This is a genomic window from Xenorhabdus kozodoii (assembly GCF_002632875.1).
Taxonomy (GTDB): domain Bacteria; phylum Pseudomonadota; class Gammaproteobacteria; order Enterobacterales; family Enterobacteriaceae; genus Xenorhabdus; species Xenorhabdus kozodoii.
The window spans coordinates 1-851 of sequence record NZ_NJCX01000094.1 but is presented as its reverse complement, the minus strand read 5'-3'; the positions used below and the strand labels follow the sequence as shown (position 1 = coordinate 851).

1 protein-coding gene is annotated in these 851 nt (G+C 47.2%); it reads right to left on the bottom strand.

What is annotated here, in order from left to right:
* Positions 1 to 12: 12 nt before the first annotated feature.
* A protein-coding gene (locus tag Xkoz_RS19245) for an IS5 family transposase (protein WP_099143528.1) occupies positions 13 to 779 on the bottom strand; the annotation gives its coding sequence in 2 pieces (ribosomal slippage) (positions 13 to 404 and positions 404 to 779; 768 coding nt in all).
* Positions 780 to 851: the final 72 nt, after the last annotated feature.

The window sequence follows — 851 nt, the reverse complement described above, 5'->3', positions numbered from 1 at the left end:
TAGACGATGTCGTCATGAGATTTTCAGCCAAAGAACAAGGCAACGGATTTGCACTGCGGCAAGAAAAGACGCGCTATTTTTTGCATAGCGAGTGGCTATACCACGCCAGCGCTTAAGATGAAGGAAAGTATTTTCAACCAAATGGCGAAGCCGATAGAGCTCACGATCATATTCTCTGGCGGCCTTCCGATTTTTCCGGCTAGGGATCTGGACTTGCATGCCTTGTTGTTCTGCTTTTTCTACTATTGCGTTGCTATCATAGCCCCTGTCCGCCAATAGATGCTCTGCATCGAGTCCTTTAATTAAGGTCTCAGCTTGTGAACAATCTGCTGTGGTACCGCTTGTAATAATAATTCTGACCGGCATACCATGCGCATCCACGGCCAAATGTATCTTGGTATTGAGCCCCCTTTTGTGAGCCCCATATCCTGATTACCCCCTTTAGCGCCTGCCGCATCGGGATGAACCTTAATATGGCTGGCATCAATCATTAACCACTCGAAATCGGGGTCATTAACCAATTGTTCGAGCAGTTTTTTCCATATCCCTTTATCTCTCCAGCGACAAAAACGACGGTGGGTATTTTTCCAGTCACCATAATCAGTATGTAGGTCTCGCCAAGGCGCACCCGTCCGTAAAATCCAAAACACCCCATTGATAAAACGCCGATTATCTTCAGCTACACGCCCCCAAGCGCCTTGACGTCCTGGCAAATGAGGTTCAAGCAGGCTCCAGACGCGATCTGAAATATCGTGGCGGCGGTGTGCAGGTGTACTCATGGTTAATCAACTCTTATGATGGAATGGTGGGGCATTATTATTGCACGAAATTTCTCATGACGACACTATCTA